This is a genomic window from Thalassovita sp. (genome assembly GCF_963691685.1).
GTDB lineage: Bacteria > Pseudomonadota > Alphaproteobacteria > Rhodobacterales > Rhodobacteraceae > Thalassobius.
In genome coordinates this window covers 2,719,794-2,736,657 of sequence record NZ_OY829290.1, presented here as the reverse complement: position 1 = coordinate 2,736,657, position 16,864 = coordinate 2,719,794, and the positions used below count along the sequence as shown (strand labels likewise).

16 protein-coding genes are annotated in these 16,864 nt (G+C 59.8%); 11 read left to right on the top strand and 5 right to left on the bottom strand.

The window, feature by feature from the left end; all coding sequences use genetic code 11:
* Positions 1-13: 13 nt before the first annotated feature.
* The 5 genes from ACORLH_RS13160 (at position 14) to ACORLH_RS13140 (ending at position 5,715) form a co-directional block, all read left to right on the top strand.
* Positions 14-4,357, top strand: a complete 4,344-nt coding sequence (locus ACORLH_RS13160) for an Hpt domain-containing protein (protein ID WP_321828849.1) — start codon at positions 14-16, stop codon at positions 4,355-4,357.
* 13 nt (positions 4,358-4,370) lie between these two features.
* Positions 4,371-4,676, top strand: a complete 306-nt coding sequence (locus tag ACORLH_RS13155; RefSeq protein ID WP_321828848.1) for a hypothetical protein — start codon at positions 4,371-4,373, stop codon at positions 4,674-4,676.
* 69 nt (positions 4,677-4,745) lie between these two features.
* Complete coding sequence (gene fliS, locus ACORLH_RS13150) at positions 4,746-5,141, top strand: flagellar protein FliS (RefSeq protein WP_321828847.1); 396 nt, start codon at positions 4,746-4,748, stop codon at positions 5,139-5,141.
* Between the two features lie 17 nt (positions 5,142-5,158).
* Positions 5,159-5,473 carry a hypothetical protein gene (locus tag ACORLH_RS13145; RefSeq protein WP_321828846.1) on the top strand — a complete coding sequence of 105 codons (315 nt, stop codon included), beginning with the start codon at positions 5,159-5,161 and terminating at the stop codon, positions 5,471-5,473.
* Complete coding sequence (locus ACORLH_RS13140) at positions 5,473-5,715, top strand: hypothetical protein (RefSeq protein ID WP_321828845.1); 243 nt, start codon at positions 5,473-5,475, stop codon at positions 5,713-5,715. The genes ACORLH_RS13145 and ACORLH_RS13140 overlap by 1 nt, the downstream gene beginning before the upstream one ends.
* A 92-nt stretch (positions 5,716-5,807) precedes the next feature.
* Here ACORLH_RS13140 and ACORLH_RS13135 read toward each other — a convergent pair whose 3' ends face one another.
* The 4 genes from ACORLH_RS13135 to ACORLH_RS13120 all read right to left on the bottom strand — a co-directional run bounded on the left by ACORLH_RS13135 (position 5,808) and on the right by ACORLH_RS13120 (position 9,335).
* Positions 5,808-5,990, bottom strand: coding sequence for a hypothetical protein (locus tag ACORLH_RS13135; protein ID WP_321828844.1), 183 nt, complete (start codon positions 5,988-5,990; stop codon positions 5,808-5,810).
* A 90-nt stretch (positions 5,991-6,080) separates the two neighbouring features.
* Positions 6,081-6,593, bottom strand: a complete 513-nt coding sequence (locus ACORLH_RS13130; protein WP_321828843.1) for a hypothetical protein — start codon at positions 6,591-6,593, stop codon at positions 6,081-6,083.
* 62 nt (positions 6,594-6,655) lie between these two features.
* The gene (locus ACORLH_RS13125) at positions 6,656-8,992 is read right to left on the bottom strand and encodes an ATP-binding protein (protein ID WP_321828842.1); all 2,337 of its coding nucleotides are present in this window, start codon (positions 8,990-8,992) and stop codon (positions 6,656-6,658) included.
* A gap of 1 nt (position 8,993) precedes the next feature.
* Positions 8,994-9,335, bottom strand: a complete 342-nt coding sequence (locus ACORLH_RS13120; protein ID WP_321828841.1) for a hypothetical protein — start codon at positions 9,333-9,335, stop codon at positions 8,994-8,996.
* 263 nt (positions 9,336-9,598) lie between these two features.
* On the opposite strand from ACORLH_RS13120, the gene ACORLH_RS13115 reads away from it, so the two are divergent.
* Entirely contained in the window at positions 9,599-9,985 is a 387-nt protein-coding gene (locus ACORLH_RS13115) for a hypothetical protein (protein ID WP_321828840.1), read from the top strand.
* Positions 9,982-10,620: a hypothetical protein gene (locus ACORLH_RS13110; RefSeq protein ID WP_321828839.1), complete on the top strand. Its 639-nt coding sequence runs from the start codon at positions 9,982-9,984 to the stop codon at positions 10,618-10,620. The genes ACORLH_RS13115 and ACORLH_RS13110 overlap by 4 nt, the downstream gene beginning before the upstream one ends.
* Before the next feature lie 19 nt (positions 10,621-10,639).
* Here the strand turns inward: ACORLH_RS13110 and ACORLH_RS13105 are convergent, their stop codons facing one another.
* Positions 10,640-13,957 carry a hypothetical protein gene (locus tag ACORLH_RS13105; RefSeq protein ID WP_321828838.1) on the bottom strand — a complete coding sequence of 1,106 codons (3,318 nt, stop codon included), beginning with the start codon at positions 13,955-13,957 and terminating at the stop codon, positions 10,640-10,642.
* Positions 13,958-14,106: 149 nt separating this feature from the next.
* Between ACORLH_RS13105 and flgB the strand changes: the two genes are divergently transcribed.
* Genes flgB through ACORLH_RS13085 form a run of 4 tightly spaced genes read left to right on the top strand, consistent with a single transcriptional unit; the run spans position 14,107 to position 16,862 of the window.
* Positions 14,107-14,490, top strand: a complete 384-nt coding sequence (flgB, locus tag ACORLH_RS13100; RefSeq protein ID WP_321828837.1) for a flagellar basal body rod protein FlgB — start codon at positions 14,107-14,109, stop codon at positions 14,488-14,490.
* 6 nt (positions 14,491-14,496) lie between these two features.
* Complete coding sequence (gene flgC, locus ACORLH_RS13095) at positions 14,497-14,901, top strand: flagellar basal body rod protein FlgC (protein WP_321828836.1); 405 nt, start codon at positions 14,497-14,499, stop codon at positions 14,899-14,901.
* Positions 14,898-15,572, top strand: coding sequence for a flagellar hook assembly protein FlgD (locus ACORLH_RS13090; protein ID WP_321828835.1), 675 nt, complete (start codon positions 14,898-14,900; stop codon positions 15,570-15,572). The genes flgC and ACORLH_RS13090 overlap by 4 nt, the downstream gene beginning before the upstream one ends.
* 39 nt (positions 15,573-15,611) lie before the next feature.
* Complete coding sequence (locus tag ACORLH_RS13085) at positions 15,612-16,862, top strand: flagellar hook protein FlgE (protein WP_321828834.1); 1,251 nt, start codon at positions 15,612-15,614, stop codon at positions 16,860-16,862.
* Positions 16,863-16,864 lie beyond the last annotated feature (2 nt).

Sequence of the window (16,864 nt, the reverse complement as noted above, 5' to 3'; positions counted from 1 at the left end):
GAACGGGTGAGTTATGTCGAGCGAAATGGACGAAATCTGGGAATTGTTCGCCGATGACGGTCAGCAGGCCCTGGATGCGATGGAAGCCGCACTGGATGCTTTGCAGGACGGTGCTGAGGACCAGACCCCGCATATCTCGGCCCTGTTCCGTGCTGTTCACACGTTCAAGGGCAACTCCCGTGTTCTGGGGTTGGGTGTGGTTGAAAGCCGCGCGCATTACGCAGAAGATCTGATCGGTCTTGTGCGCGATGACGGCGTGCCGTTTGACGATGATATTCTGGACCTGATGTTCCTGGCCGGTGACACGTTGCGCACCATGCTGGAAGAGGTGGCCGATAAACGCGCTGACGTGGATCCGGGCCCCTCTGAGGATCTGATGGACCAGCTGAAGGCGATGATCGCCAAGGTGGACCCAAAGGCACCGCCCGCCGCTGAGGCGGCGCCTGAACCTGCGCCTGCCCCTGAGCCAGAGCCGGCCCCGGAGCCTGCCCCCGAACCCACCCCTGAACCCGTAGTGGAAGCGGCGCCCGAGCCTGCGCCAGCCCCCGCACCAGAGCCTACCCCAGAAGTCGCGCCGGAACCGGTTGCTGAGACTGCCCCAGAACCTGTGGCAGAACCGGCTCCGGCGGCGGCACCTGAGGCGCCCGCAGCCCCGGCTGCCCCGGCGGCTATGGCCGGCATGGATGCGCTCTTTGCTGAGATGGGTGACAGCACCCATAACAATGACGACGATGCCTTCACCTTTGATGAGGATCTCTCAGACGAGGAACTGGCGGCGAAAAACGCAGCCAAAAACGCGGAGATGGAAGAATCCGCGGCGGAACGTCCGGTGCAGCATGGTGAGGCACCGGTGGTCGAAAGCACCGTTGAAATCGACGAAACCCCGATTGACTCCTTCTCGCAAGATCCGACCTACATGAAGATCTGGGAAGAGATGACCGATGATCTGGTCACCCGTCTGAACGCGATCAAAACGTCTGATGACACCTTTGAGGATCGTCGCATTCAGACCGAACGTCAGGTCGACGGTCTGCTGCATGCTGCAGGTCAGATGGGCTTCAACAGCTGGGTGTCCCTGCTGGAAGACTTTGCCTTTGATTGCCCCTCGATCCCGGATGAGGGCGGTCTGGTCGAAGCGATCGATGCGCTTCTGCGCGATGTTGAGGCATTGAAAAACGGCGATGCCCCCAGCGCCACCCCCCATCATGAGGCCGCCCCCGCGGCTGCCGCGCCTGCTGAGGCGGCGCCGGCTGCAGACGGCCATGTTGAGGCGGATCCAAACGCCAAACTGTCAGATGATCCGACCTACCGCGCCATCTTTGCGGAAATGGCCGAAGACCTGATCAACCGCCTGAAGGGCAGTGCAGCCAATGCCCCGGCCGATCGCCGGGATGAGGCTGTGGCCCATGTAGGTGGTCTGCTGCACGCCGCCCGTCAGATGGAATTTGACGGCTGGATTGGCGTGCTTGAAGGATTTGACGCGGCAGGTCCGGGTCTGGCAGATGGCGCTGTGGATGGCGCCCTGACCACGCTGATTGCCAATCTGGAAACCCTGCATGCCGGCGGTGAAGTCTCCGCTGCCCCCGCCGCTAAACCCGCACCGGCCCCCGCAGCAGCACCCGCAGCTGCGCCTGCTCCGGCCCCCGTTGCTGAGGCGGCCCCGGCGCCCGCGCCAGCCCCGGCTCCCGCTCCTGCACCGGCCCCAGCAGCGGCCCCAGCCCCTGCAGCCGCGCAGGCAGACAAATCTGCCACCGATCAGCAGGCTGAAACCGCATTGGCGGCCGAAGAGGCCTGCACCAGCGGTGAAGCCAAGAAACTGTCCGATGACCCAACCTACCGCGCCATCTTTGCCGAGATGTGCGAAGAGTATCTGGGCAAGCTGAAGGATGATCTGGCCTCAGGCGAAGACATTGGCGCACGTAAGTCCAATGTGAAAAAGCAAACTGACGGCTTGCTGCATGCGGCCAACCAGATGGGCTTTGACCGCTGGATCGCGCTGCTTGAGAAATTCATGGGTGAGGTTGAAGGTTTCGGCAATGAGGCCGCGCTGGACACTGGCATTAAGTTCATCGTCTCGGAGGGCGAAGGCCTAGTTGAAACCGGTGGCGCCAGCCCCTCGGCCGAAAGCAGCGAAGCGGACAACCTGTTCCGCCAGCTAGAGCCCTATTACGCGGCGATTGCTGAGGCGGTGATCTTCCTCGAAGAAGATCCCGAAGAGGCGCGCAAAGAGCTGGCCAAACTGGCTGAAACCGTGATCGAACTGATCGAACCCCACGGTCTGGTGCGCGCGATTGACTCGATCAATCGTCTGGCCAAAGCCGACGCGGTGAAAGCGGCGCGGATCGAACAGCTGACCTTCTACGAAGAGCTGATCGGCTATGAGCAGATCATGCCGGTGGAAAACCGCATCTCAGGTGATCTGGTGGTGCGCCCGTCTAACCTCGTGCGTCTCTGGGCAACCGATCAGATCTTTGACACGCTCAATGGTCTGCGCGACAAAATTGACCGCAGCGCCCTGAACGAAGAGGGCATGGATTGGTTCGCGGGCTTCAACCACCTGATGCGGTTGGTCTATCACGCCTGTAACCACTACCGGATGGAAACCGCTGCCAACCTGACGATGGCACTGGTCGACCTGTTCGGCCGTGTCCGTCAGAGCACCAATGTCGCCGATGCGCTGATGCTGCATATGGCGCGGGGCTTCCTGGATACCATCGAACTGGTGTTTGATGCACTGGATCAGGGTGATGAGCCGGATATGGACCGGGTGGAGGAGCTTTTCGAAGAGGCCACCAACATCACCTTCCAGCAGGGCGGCGTCGTGTCGGCCCGCACCATTGAGCGCAAGCTGGGTCTGCCGGAAGAGTTCCATCGTGTCCTCAGCCCGGAAAGCGTGAAAACCGCGCATTCCGCGCTGGAAGAAAAGAAGAAATTCTACGTCATCCGTGCTGACCTCAACGAAGATGAGGTGCTGGCCGAGAAGTATCTGGAATGGATCGGCGCCGGCAACGCGCAGATGATCACTAACGTGACCGTCTTCCAGGACGACAAGACGTTGTTTGACTTCCTGCTGTCCTCGGATCTGGAACAGGACGGTGTGGTTGCGGCCATGACCAACATGGATCCAGCCGCCAAAAACCTCTACGTCAAAGAGGTGCTGGAGCCGGATTACAGCGGCTTTGACGAAGACGATGAAGACGGCGAAGAGGCGGGTGAAAAGCCCACCGATGGCAGCGCCGCCCCTGCGATCAGCCTGTCGCTGATGGAAGCCATCGGTGAGATTTCGGCCGGTCAGGCCATGGTCCACCACATTCTGGAAGAGTTGATGTCAGCCGACATCGTTCAGGCCGTGGATCATGTGATGCGCCGGAAGGCGCAGCAGGAAGACAGCGGTTTGGATCAAGCCACGCAAAGCGCCATCCGCGGTTTGATTGAGGAATACGCCCATAAGGTCGCCCGCGCGGCTGAGGCGGAAACCCAGCTGAACACCCAGATGAACCGTCTGCAGGAAGAAACCGCCAAGCTGCGCGAACGCAAGGCATCGATCCTGCTGCGCACGCTGGCCGCCTTTGTCGAAGCACGCTCGCGTACCGTTGGCCGTGAGGCTCGGATGAGCCATTCCGGTGAAAACGTGGTGCTGGATCAGGCAATGATGGACAGCTTGTCGAAGTTCCTGAAACGGGTGATCCGCTCGCGTCTGGTCAAAGAGGGGGCGCCGAAGAAATTCCACCTCGGCCTCAGCCGTGCAGACAACAGCGTTTCGGTTGTGCTCACCGATGATGGCAGTGCCGATCTGGACAGCGAACTGATGTCCGAATTGGAAAGCGAAGCGGTGCGCCAGGGTGGTGAATTCCGCGTCGCGCCGGTGCCGCAGGGTGGTCATTCCTTCCATCTGATGCTGCCGGTCCATATGGCGCTGTTGGATGGTATGGTCGTGCGGGTTGGCGATGTGCGCTATGTGGTGCCTGTCAGCTCGATCGAGCGGATCCAATTGGGCAGCTCGGATGCGCTGCTGCCGATCCCGGCGCAGAACAACGCCGCGATGCTGCGCACCGACACCGGTGAACTGGCCCCGATCCGTCAGTTGAACGTCATTCAGGGCGGCAAAGGGGTAGGGGAGAAGGCCATGGCGGAAAAAGCCAAAGGCACCAAAACCCAGAGCCTCTACGTGGTGCTGCGCAACGATCAGAACCGCATTGCCATCCCGGTGGATGAAATGCTGGGCCAGCAACTGGTGCTTCTGCGTCCCTTGCAGGGTCCACTGGTCGGAATTCGCAACATGATGGGGCTTGCTTTGCTATCTGGTGGCGAAGTCGGCATGGTCGTTGCAGTGGATCGCTTGGCAGACGCTGCCTAAGGAGACCACCAACATGCGCAAGTTTTTGCAACAACATCTGGGCTTTGCCGGCATTGTCGGCAAGGCCCTGACCCGTCAGGCTGTCAAGCAGGGCGAATGGGCCGCACAAAAGGCCACGCAATCGATCACCCGACCTGCATCGCGGCGGCTCTCTGCCAGCGAAGCTATGGCAAAGCGTCAGGAACTGTCCGAGAAAATGACCCACTATCAGACCGTTGGCGAAAAACCACGGCAGGTGGAAACGATCCGTAAAGGCCATGTGGTCTATTACGCGCCCTCTTGGGCAAAATCCGAACCGGATTACCTGAAAAAGAACTAAAGCTCTGCGTTGGTTTTGCCGTTTCTTTAAATAACAAGGCAACAACGCAACCGAAGGGAAAGACGTCAGATGACCTTTGCTTCTGCCCGCTCCACATACCGTCAAACCGGCAACTCTGGGGTGAGTGTCCCTGACGATCCGCATCAGATCATTCGCGTGATCCTGAGCGAATTGGAAAAGTCCCTCAACGTGATGAAAGTGGCGAATGAGGCCGGCAACGAATACCCGCCGGAACACGTCAACAAAGCGTTGCGCGCGATCTATCTGCTGCAGTCCAGCCTGGACTTTGAAAAGGGCGAAGACATCGCCATTTCACTGTTCGAGCTCTATGAATTCTGCCGCCAGAACATTTTGGCCGCCTTCCGCAAGGAAGAAGGCGCGGAACTTGCAGCCTCTGCGGATGCGATCTCGGGCATTCTGGATGCCTGGACAGAGATCGGCCCGCAAGTGAGACAGGTTGGATGATTTCAGAGCAGATCAGCATGGCAACGCCCGCACAGCATCTGAAGGACTTTGAGGACCTGCTGGAAAAATGCCAGCAGGCGGCAAGGGACGGCGATGTTGCTGCCTTTCAGGGGCTGGATCATCAGCTGCGCAATCTGGCCATGGTGATGGTGGGGGCTTTGCCGGCCTCAGAACCCGGTGACACCCGGATGCTGGAGGCGCTGCGTGATGCGGTGCGTCAGCTCAGCACCACTGCGGACCAGATCGATGTCGACCGTCGCAAGTTGAAAACGCGCCAGCAGACAGATCGCAAAGTGCGTCTGGCCTATTCGCGCAACACCGGGAGACTGTGATGTTCGCCACGACCTGCCGCAAATGCCAATGGATCCGCATCTATCTGGGCTGTGCCTTTCTGGCGATCCTGATGATTGGTCTGCGCCCCGAGCAGGCCCAGAAAGTGGCGGGCATGATCCCCTCCGCACTGACCATCGGGATCCTGATCATGCTGGGTGGATCCTTTGCCTTTTACCACCGGCTGAAAGCCTATCGCGCCGAACAGGCGCTGGCGCGGGTGGAGGCAGAAAAGCAGCAGTAACAGACTGTCACAGAAACGAAAAAACGGCGCGCGATTGGATCGCAGCGCCGATTTTTGTTGGGGCATAGTGCCCTTGGGTTAGGGCCCTAGTTTCAGCCGCGCTGGCTGAGACGGCGAAAGACCGGTTTGGTCATCGGGCGCAGATAATCCACCAGGTTCACCTTGGCCTGACGGCCCGGGCGGTCCTCCTCATCAAACATGACGATTTCGACGGCCATCTTGCGGATTTCACTGTCGCTTGCGTGGCGGCTGCGCGCCTCTTGCTGATCAATCATGATGTGCTCCTCTTTGTCCTGCCTGTGTTTGCTGCATAAACCGTGCCAAACGCGCGGGCAGCCTGATCGGGCGGGCTGATTGGGCGGGGGTTAGCCGGTGGTGATCAGCTTCAGGATATAGACCTCAATCACCGGATCCGGCAGTTCCTCGGTGCTGATGACCCCGTTCATGGCATCGCGCAGCAGGGGCGGCATGATGCGTTGCAGCGCCTCCAGATCCTTGGCTTCGGGGTCTTCAACCGCGGCCAACATCGCCTCGGACAGCGGCGCGGTCAGCGGAGCGCTGTCGGTCAGGAAGGCTTCGGTCACGTTGTCTGGCAGTTCCTCATGCACGGCCATGCCCATATCAATCAGCATCGTGCCCCAGCGCGGCACGTTTACTGTGATGCTGATCGGGAAGGAGACATAGCGACGTGGCACCGGGCCGGTGTCCACCTCTTCTGCGGCCATCTCAGCCTCAGTGCCCGCAATCATCAGCGGTTCCGGCGCGGTGAGGGCCAGATGCCCAATGCCATAGGCGCCGCTGAACAGCACCATCGCCACAACGGCGGGCATGATGGGGGCTTTCTGCGGCTTCTCGATGATGAAATCTTCGTCGCTCATGACACTCTCTTGGCCTTAAAACAGGGGGCATGCAGGGGCCGATGGCCCTGCACTTGCCCTGTTCAAAGCAAGGCGAGTGCCAACCGGGTCTGTTCCAGAATATCTTCCGAGCGTTCAAACGCGCCTGAGAGGTCCTGCAGGCTTTCGGCCTTGGCCTGTTCTTCGATCTCAAGGAAGTTCTGGTGCAGCGCAATGGCGCCTACAGTCGCTGCGGTGGTGCTGCCCCGGCGGGCAATGTCCAGGACATCGCGCAAGGCGCCCTTGTCCAGTGACTGTTTCATCTGTGCCAGCATCGCCAGGCATTCCTTGTGCAGCTGGTGCACAAACACCGACCAATTGTCGCCGGAAATCCGCGCGATCTGACGCGCCACATCGGATTTCAACAGCTCCACCGGGGCGGGTTTCACCTGCTGAACCTCAGGGGTCGAGCCACCATTGACGATCCGGTGGATCACTTCCTGCAGCTTGCTGCGGCGCAGGGGTTTCACATAGACGTGGCTCATCCCGGCAATTTCGGCACGCTCGCGCACTTCGGGATCGCTGAAGCCCGTCAGGCCAAACACCGGCAATTGTTTATGTTCAGGACGTTGCAGCAGACGGCGTGTGGTTTCCAGACCGTCAATGCCCGGCATGCCAATGTCCATCAGCACCGCGTCCACGTCCAACTCACCAATCATCTGCAGCGCCGCTTCGCCGCTTTCTGCGGTGGCGGCGGTGCAGCCTTCGCTTTCCAGCAGTTTCGACATCAGCTGACGGTTCAGCGGGTTGTCATCCACCACCAGGAAGCGGAAACCCTTGGTGTTGATCGGCGCCATCGGGGTGTCTTCGCTGACCACATCCTGTGTGGCGGGCAGGCCAAAGCGCAGGGTGACCTGAAAACTGCTGCCTTCGCCGGGGGTGGAGCTGACGCGGATAGATCCGCCCATCGCATCCACCGCCCGTTTCACGATCGACAGACCCAGACCCGCGCTTTGCGACAGGCTGTTGAAGGAGCTGTCACCGGTTTCAAACGGGGCAAACAGCCGCTCGATCTGTTCGTGGGGGATGCCACGGCCGGTATCGGCGACCTCCAGCTGTACGCCGACCATATTGGCCGCACCGGGGCTGCGCAGGATTTCGGCCTGCGCCGACAGGGTGATTTTGCCGCTGTCGGTGTATTTCACAGCATTGCCCAACAGGTTCTGCACCACGCGGTGGAACAGGTGATGATAGCCCGCCACCCGGATGGAGGCTTTGCAATCAACGTTCAGTTCCAGCGTCAGCCCTTTGGCTTCGGCCGCCAGACGGGTCTGGCCCACCAGTTTGTTCAGCACTTCACTGGGGCTGAAGGCAGATACCGGGTGATCCTTGATCGGACGCAGGTCCATGCGGACATGTTCCAGCGTGTCGTTGATCTGTTCCAGTGCCGTGTCGGCGGACCCGCGCATCACCTCAACCAGCTGCCGGTGTTCGGGGGCCAGTTTGCCGTCGTTCAGCAACAGATCCGCCGCGGTGACAATGGCGCCCATCGGGGTGCGCATCTCATGACTGACGGTGGCCAGAAACTGGGTTTTGGTCTGCTCATTGGCGCGGGCAATGTCACGCGCCGCTTCCAGGTATTGCGAGCGGGCAACTGCCTCTTTGAACTCGCGCCGGGTGGTGATGTCACGCAGCACGACCACATATTGCTTCATGCCCGGCTCTTCGATCGCGGTGACGGTCAATTCCACCGGGTAGCGGTCTTTCTGAACGCTTTCGATATAGGCCTCATGCGGCATGCCGATCAGCCCGTTGAGAAAGGCGCCGGGGTCCGTCGGGGCTTCAAATCCGGGCTGGGCGGTGCCCAGATCCAGGTAATCCAGCAGCGGTTTGCCAATCAGGCTGGAGACACCCAGCATTTCTGACAGCGCCGAGTTGGCCATGGTCACCTGACCATTTTCAGCAATCGCGCCGATACCATCCACGGCTGAATTCAAAAACTGGCGGAATCGCTTGTCGCTGCGTTTGCGCGCCTGGATCACCCGTTTCAGCTGGGCCGAGTCTGCACGCAACCGCCGGAAGGGATCATCCAGCGTGGTGCTTTCGATTTTCAGGATCAGCAGGGCCACGGCGGTTTTTGCCGGCAGACGGGCAATGCGCACCTGATGCAGTTTGGCCTGCCCCAGGTCATCCTCCAGCATCAGGCGAGTCAGATGTTTGCTGGTGCTGCGTTCGGCCTTCAGCAGCTCAACCGCGTTTTCCTTATTGTCAGACAGGCAACGTTGCAGCCGTTCCGGCGGGCACAGGCGTTCTGCTGCGGCATTGGCGAAATAGACCTGACCATCGGCCCCCAACAGGTAGCTGGGCGTGGTGTCCAAGGTCAGGATTTCGGCATAGCGCGCAAAACTGTTGTCTTGGGTCAGCAGGTCGATTTTTGTCATTTCACGCGGCCCTCAAACCAAATGCAAAGCGCGGCGATGCTGCAATTTTAGGCAGCGCGCGGTTGCAGGGCAGGGGTGACCCATCAATAAAAAACTTTGATTCGCCGCTCAGACCGGTCGGCAAACCGGGTTGGGTGGGGTCATTTGAGGTGAAAGATGTACCGGCATTTTTGCAATGATCAACCTTAGGGAGAGTGAATTTGCAAGCATGGGTTTTAACCGAACCGGCGAAGGTGATTGCTGCGGTGCAGAGCCTCGTCAGGGCCAAGCCAGCAAGGCCAAAGGGCGCGCGTAGGTTGCGGCGCACTGCGGCTGTCAGATAGGGCTCTGTCTTCTTATTCAATGTCTTAGCTCTTGCCTGGTCGAGTGGTAACCAAAGTCCGTCTGACGTGTCTTAAAAACGATCCACAAGCCTTACGGGATAGCATTAGCTTTTCAATGCGCGCATTGCGTGTCAACAAAAAGCTGGCGCCTGCAAAGAAAATGCCAAGTCCCCCCGGCGTTTGTGCAAAAAAGATCACTGTTCCAACTATTCTCTAAGATGGGCCCTTCTTGCGACGTTTATGTAAATGAACCTTAAGGGCAAGTTTCCGAAAGGATAGGTTAATGTCATCCAGGAAGGTGCGCTCTCTCACCCGCAACCTCGGTCGCTACCGGATGGTCAGTGAGCAGGGCGAGGACAGCCATCAAGATTTTCAGCTGGTGCGTCAGGAGACGCACCTGTCAAACGTGTCTCAGGTCGAGCGGTTTTTGCCCGATATTCTGGGCCGTGCCTTGGCGCGGTGCTGGATCGACAAGGGATTCCGCCAGGAATTTTACCTGGCCCCGAAAGATACGCTGTCCGACTATCACGTGCACCTGCCCGAAGACATTTTGGTCTCGGTGGAAACCGATCCGGGTGAACGGTCCAAGGTGGTGGTCTATGAACAGCGCCGAGGCGCGCTGCCCAAACGCATCATGTATCTGCAGCTTGTGATGATGGCCGGCAGATGAGAACCCGCTGGTCCCATATCCTGGGGCTGTGCGCTGGCCTATCTGTGCTGGCGCAACCCGCGCAGTCCAACGCCTTTGCCGAGGCGGTGGCAGCCGCCCGTTCCGGGCAGGCGGCACAGGCTGTGCAGATGTTCCGCCGTCTGGCGGATGAACAAAACGGACCGGCGCAGTTCAACCTTGCGGTGCTTTATGCGCTGGGATCCGGGGTCACCCAAAATGACGAAACCGCGCTCTATTGGGCGTGGAAGGCCCGGTTCTCCGGTGTCGATAAGGCAGAAACCCTGACCAGTTACCTGGGCCGGGGTTCCCCGGTGGAGCTGCTGGAAAAGGTGCAGCGCCGCCTGCGGGATGACCTGCTGAACGATGTGAACAGTGGCAACAAAGACGCGATGCTGGCGCTTGGCCGGGTATTTTTGGAAATCACTGAACCGGTGGATCACGAACAGGCCTTGGTCTGGTTCACCATGGCAGCGGCCCTGCAGGTGCCCCATGCCAGCAAATGGCGCGATGTCACCTCGCGCAATCTGGATCGCGAGACCAAGCTTGCCGCGCAGCAACGCGCCGCCAGCCTGTACCAGCAATGGTGCGACCGGCACGGCGCCGGCTACGCCAACCTGTGCAGCTACAACAGCTGATTTCGCGTCTTCCATTATCTTAGCCCTTTGGGAAGAACTTGTAGATGTCGTCCAACGTCGCCTTACCCGTGCGGCTGCGGGCGGCTTCGGCGGCTTGCGCGGGAGTGACTGAGGCGGGTGACGCAGGGGCTTGTGCCGCTGAGGGGGCAGAAGGGGCCTGTTTTGGCGTTGGCACATTCACCGCATCCGGCGCGGCCTGAGGGGCCTGGGCTGCTTGCGGCGCTTGAGCCATCAGGCTCGCCACGGCAGCTGCTCCGGTTTTCAGTAGATCAAGATCCGCGATCAGCTGGTCCAGCGCCGTATTAAGGGCATTCTGATCGCTTAGCCCGGCTGCGCTGCTCATGAAGCCCTGCAGTTGATCCACCCAAGGCTGGTATTCCATCTGTTCCGCCGCGTGGCACAGGCGATCCGCATGGGCCTTGGCGCGGGACAGGCGATCCTCCAACGCGTCATCAGAACGGCGGGTGATGCCCAGCCCTTCCAGCGTTTCGGCCACCATTTCCTGCCAGATCGCACGGAAGCCGTCGTCTTCGTCGAAGGATGAAATCGGTGTCTCATCAATTTCAACCGGTCCGGCCTCGGCAACGGGAGCAGGGGCGGTGGCAGCAGGTGCAGGTACAGCCGGGGTGGCGGCGGGTGTTTCAGGGGTGGCGTCTTCGGCCGGGGCTGCTGCGGCGTCGGTGCCCTCATCGTCATCCCAGGACCAGAAGTCATCGCTTTCCCAATCGCTGCGGATCTGGGCGCTTTCATCGGTGTCGGACACCATCGGCTTGGGCGGCGGCGCAAACTCAACCTCTTCGGCCACGGGTTCTGGTGCCACCTCTTCCTCCGCCGGGCGGGTGACCGTGTTGCCCTCCACCTGGGGCGGGGCGTAGTTGTCCTCGGCAGGGATGTCGACGGCGGGTTTGTCGCCACGCAGCGCCTGCAGATCCGCGCTGACCTTATCCAGCGCCGCGTTCAAAGCGGCGTCATCTTCCAGCACAGGCGCATCAAAGGCAAAGTCCTCCAGCACCTGAATCCAGTCTTCAAACTCCATCTGATGCGCGGCGTGCAACAACCGGGCAGCCGTGTCATCTGCACGCTTCAGGCGGGCGTCAAATTCGGCCTGCCATTTGCGGGCAAGTCCAAGATTTTGCAGGGTTTCCACCACCATCTCTTCCCAGATCTTCATATAGAGATGATCTTCGGCGAAGGTGGAAATTGGGGTTTCGTCAATCTCAACCGTGGAATGCGGCGGGGCGGCGGGATCGATGGCGTCCTCTTCTTCGGCGGGCGCCTCATCCGCAGCGGCCTCTGCTGTGTCTTCGCCCGCCTCATCGGTGCTAGGTGCATCACCGTCTGCGTCAAAGTCAAAGACGTCATCGTCGTTCTTATGTGCGCTGTCGCCCATTTCGGCAAAAAGCGCGTCCATGTCGCTGACATCTGCAGCCTCAGCCGGGGCCGGTTCTGGTGCCTTCTCGGGGCCGGCGGCCGGTTCTGGTTCCGCTGCCGGTTCAGGCGCGGGTTCCGCTGCGGCGGCATTTGCGGCCTCAATGGCGCCTTCGGGGGCCTCCACCGAGGGCTTGTCCCCACGCAGCGCCTGCAGATCCTGCAGCAGCTTGTCGATTGCCGCGTCCAAGGCGGCGGCGTCTTCTAGCGCGGGCGCATCAAAGGCGAAGTCTTCCAGCGGGTCCACCCAATTGGTGAACCCCATCTGACGCGCCGCATGGCACAGGCGATCCGCGTGGTGATCGGCCTGCTTCTGGCGTTCCTCAAAGATGCCCTGGCTGTGCCGGGTGACCTGCAGATTTTGCAGGGTCTCGACCACCATGTCTTCCCAGATCTGCATATACATTTCGTCTTCGGCAAAACCGCTGATCGGGGTTTCATCAATCTCAACCGGGCCAGCCTCTTTGGGGGCTGCGGGTTTCGGGGCAGGTTCTGGCTTGGGCTCAGGCTTGGGCTCTGGCGCCGCTTCCGCAGCAGCCATTTTGGCGGCGGCATCTGCACCATGCTGGACCGGACGTTCCGAGGCCGCCTCTTCCATCTCCGCCTCTTTGGCGGCGTTTTTGGCGGCCAGCTCTTCTTCGGAGAGGTCTTCGTCAAACTCAAAGACACTGTCGTCATTGGAATGGCCACTGTCGCCCATTTCGGCAAAAAGCGCGCTCATGTCCGCCATCGGATCGGCGGCTGGCTTTGCCGCAGCTTCGGGTGCGGCAGGTTCGGCCTCAGGCTCGGGCGCTGCCTCGGCGGCCGGTGCAGGCTCCGCTGGGGCTTCTGCGGCCGCTTCGGGCGCGGGGGCAGCGGCCGGGGTAGGTGTTGGCGCAGGGGCTTCGGGCAGCTCGACGGCGGGCAGATCGGGGGCTGCATCGCCTTTCAGGGCGCAGAGCGCTTCGATGCCATCGTTCAGGCGTTTGTCCAATTCCCACTCATGATCGATGTGGTCGCAGTCAAAGGCAATTGCATTGGCGGTGTTGGCCCAATCAGCCTCACCCATGCGTTTGGCGCCAAATCCCAGCCAATCGGCATCTTTGCGGGCCTGTTCCAGACGCGGTTCGAACTCGTCCTCGGACAGGCGCACCTTGGTCAGCTTGTCGATGCCCTCTTGCTGCATCTCCGCCCAGATTTCCTGATAGGTTTCATCATCGGCATAGTCAGGCTTGCTGATCTTTTCAGGCTTGAACTGCGGCTTTGGCGGTGCGGCGGGTTCTGCGGGCACCGGTTCTGCCGCAGGGGGCGGCATGGCAATAGCGCCATCTGCCGGGGCAGCCTTGGCCGTGTCTGCAGCATCCCCGCCAAGCGCGTCGAGGGCGGACAGATCCATTTCGGGTTTGGCGTCACCATCGCCGCTCAAGGCGTCCAGTGCTGACAGATCCATCTCGGGCGCACCATCACCCCCACCAAGGGCATCAAGGGCTGAGAGGTCCAATTCACCACCCGCAGCGGCCGGTGCAGCTTCAGCTGGTTCATCATCTGCAGCTTCGGTCGCGCCAAAGAGCGCGCCCAGATTGTCCAGATCCATGGCAGTCACGGTGCCCTGCTTTTCCGGCTCGGGCGCGGGCGCGGGTTCGGGGGCCACTTCCACGACCTCTTCCACGACCTCTTCGACCACCTTTTTCGGCTTGGGTGCCGGTTTCTTGCGGGCGCGACGGCTGGGTTTTTTTGGCTTTTGCACATCTTCCAGAAGCTTGATCCGCGCCTTCATCAGGGTACGGCGATGCTCCAGCGAGGGTTCATCTTCCCAGGCCAGTTGCAGCTCTTCTGCGGCGTCTTCCACCGGTAATTCGCTTACTGCTTTCAACAGCTTAGTGATCACCGGGGGGATGCGTGTTCTTGCGCGCTTGGTGGTGCGTGCCATGTTTTTCCTCGTGTCGCTCGCTTGGCATCATCCTTGCAGGCCTTCGTCCGAATGGCCCTGCTGGACAGGCTGAGATCAGCAAGTATCGCGCCAAGTGCGACAGCAAATTCAGCAAAGGGCAAAAAAGAGTTAGCAACGCGAGGACAACCATGTCTGCCATTGCAAATCACCTGAACCTGCACGCGCAAGCGCTGCAACTGCGGGAAAAACGGAACGGGGTTCTGGCCTCTAACATTGCCAATGCGGCAACGCCCGGGTTCAAAGCCCGTGACATGGATTTTCAGGCCGCACTCAGCCAGGCGGTTGGCTCCGGCACCATGGAGACCACACACAAGAACCATATGCCGGTGGGCAATGCCGGTGGGGCAGGGATGCTCTATCGCAAACCCACCACCTCATCTCTGGATGGCAACACGGTTGAGATTGCGGTGGAGCAGATGGAGTTCGCCAAGAACACCACGCGCTACCAGTCCAGCCTTGAGTTTCTCAACCGCAAGATCCGCGGCCTGAACCGCGCGATCAAAGGGGAGTGATAGATCATGAATGTTTTTGACGTTTCGGCCCGCGCGATGAATGCGCAGATGCTGCGGCTCAACACCGTGGCATCGAACATGGCCAACATGAACTCGGTCAGCAGCACACCGGATGGCGCCTATAAGCCGATGCGCCCGGTGTTTGAAACGCAGTTTGCCGATCAATTGCAGCAAAGCGGGCTGGCGACGGTGGATGTAAGTTCCATCGTGCAGCTGGACCGTGAGCCAACACAAAGCTTCCAGCCAGATCATCCTTTGGCCAACGAAGAGGGCTATGTCTTTCAGTCCTCGGTGAACCCGGATGAAGAGATGGTCGAGATGATGGAAGCCTCCCGCCAATATCAGAACACGCTAGAGGTGGTTTCGACCCTGCGGAACCTGATGGCCAAAACAACGAGGATGGGTCAGTGACAGTAAATTCAGTTTCCGGCAGTTCGGGTGGTGGCATCCGGACATTGGAGGATATGAACGCATCGCAGCGTGTTGCCGATAGTGACACTGAGCTGAATTCAGATGACTTCCTGATGTTGCTGACCACACAGCTGCAGAACCAGGACCCTCTGTCGCCGATGCAGAACGAACAGTTCCTGGCGCAGCTGGCCCAGATGTCGAGTGTGAGTGGGATTGAAAACCTCAACACCACCATGACCTCGGTCGCCAGCGCGATGTCCAACACCATGATCTCCGAAGCGTCTTCGATGCTGGGGCAGAAAGCGTTGGTGAACGGCAGCACCACACGGGCCAATGACGGCGAAGTTCATGGCCGTGTTTTTGTGCCTGACAATGGCTCTGACGTGACAATTACCATCACCGATGCCAACACAGGTGAAATTTTACACAGCCAGGTGAAAACCGACCAATATGCTGGCCCTGTTGAGTTTTCTTGGGAAGATGCCCCCTCTGACGGACGTGAAATTAGAATTTCTTCGTCCATTTCGAACCAAGGTGGCACGCAAGATGCAACGGTCGGCGTATACGCCCTGATCGAGGGGGTCGAGATTGACCCGAACTCGAATGAAATGATCCTGCAGGTGCAAGATTATGGAATGTATCTGGGTTCGGAAATCACTGCTCTGCGCTGAAGCGCGGGCTTCAAAGTTCGAAAGTGAAAAGGACGACAGATGAGTAGCTCTATCGCATTGTCTGGTCTGAATGCCGCCCAGGCGGAGCTGAAGACCACCTCCAACAACATCGCCAACGTGAACACCACCGGTTTCCGTGGCAGCCGGACCGAGTTTACTGACCTCTTCACCCGGTCACCCTATATCACCTCGCGCACCTCGTCGGGTTCCGGTGTTCGGGTCGACAACGTTCGCCAAAACTTTGGTCAGGGTCCTGTGACCCAGACCGCTGACACGCTGGACCTTGCGATCGAGGGGCGTGGCTTCTTTACCGTTTCGGATGCGGCTGAGAACGGCAACCTTTCTTACACCCGCGCCGGTGCCTTTGGTGTAGACGCGGATGGTTACATCGTGAACGCCCGTGGCGCTTTCCTGCAGGGCTTTCCGACCAACCATGATGGCTCGCTGCTGAACCAGATGGAAATCGGCCAAATTCAGGTTCCGACCTCCTACGGTACCGCAACCCGGACCAGCGTTGTGGATCTGCAGGTGAACCTGCAGTTCGGTGCCGCCGGTCACGGCAACCAGGCGGCCGTTCCGCCAGGAGCCACCTTTGACCCAGATGATGACACCACCTACGCCTCGATGGCACCGGTGAACGTCTATGATGATGAAGGGGAGGCCGTTCCGGGCGCAGTTTACTTTGTGCGGACGCAGGATCCCACCGGCGCGGTTCCTGAAACCGAATACGAAGTGCGCATGGTTGTGAACGGTCAAACCATGACCGCGACACCTTCGACCATCACGTTTGACGACGAAGGAAATCCAACCACCCCGTTTTCGACCATGAGTTTCTCAGGCTCGACCTGGAACATGGATCTGAACCTTGATGACACCACCATGAGCAATGAAAGCTTCCAGGTGATGTCCTCAGCGCACAACGGTGATCGCGCGCGTGGTCTGGCTGGTCTGGAAATTGCCGAGGACGGTTCGATCTGGGCCTCTTATGCCGGCGACACCAGCATTGCACTGGGTCAGCTGGCCATTGCGGCGTTCAACAATGTTCAGGGCCTGAAGAACCAGGGTGATGCCAGTTTTGCCGCCACCAATGACTCCGGTGACGCGCAGTTTGGTGTGGCCACGCTGGACGGTATGGGTGGTATCGCAAGTGGTGCGCTGGAACTGTCGAACGTGGACCTGACCTCGGAACTGGTGGATCTGATCACCGCGCAGCGGAACTATCAGGCCTCAGCCAAGGCACTGGAAACCAGTTCTTCGATGGCGCAGACAATTATGAACATCCGTAGCTAATA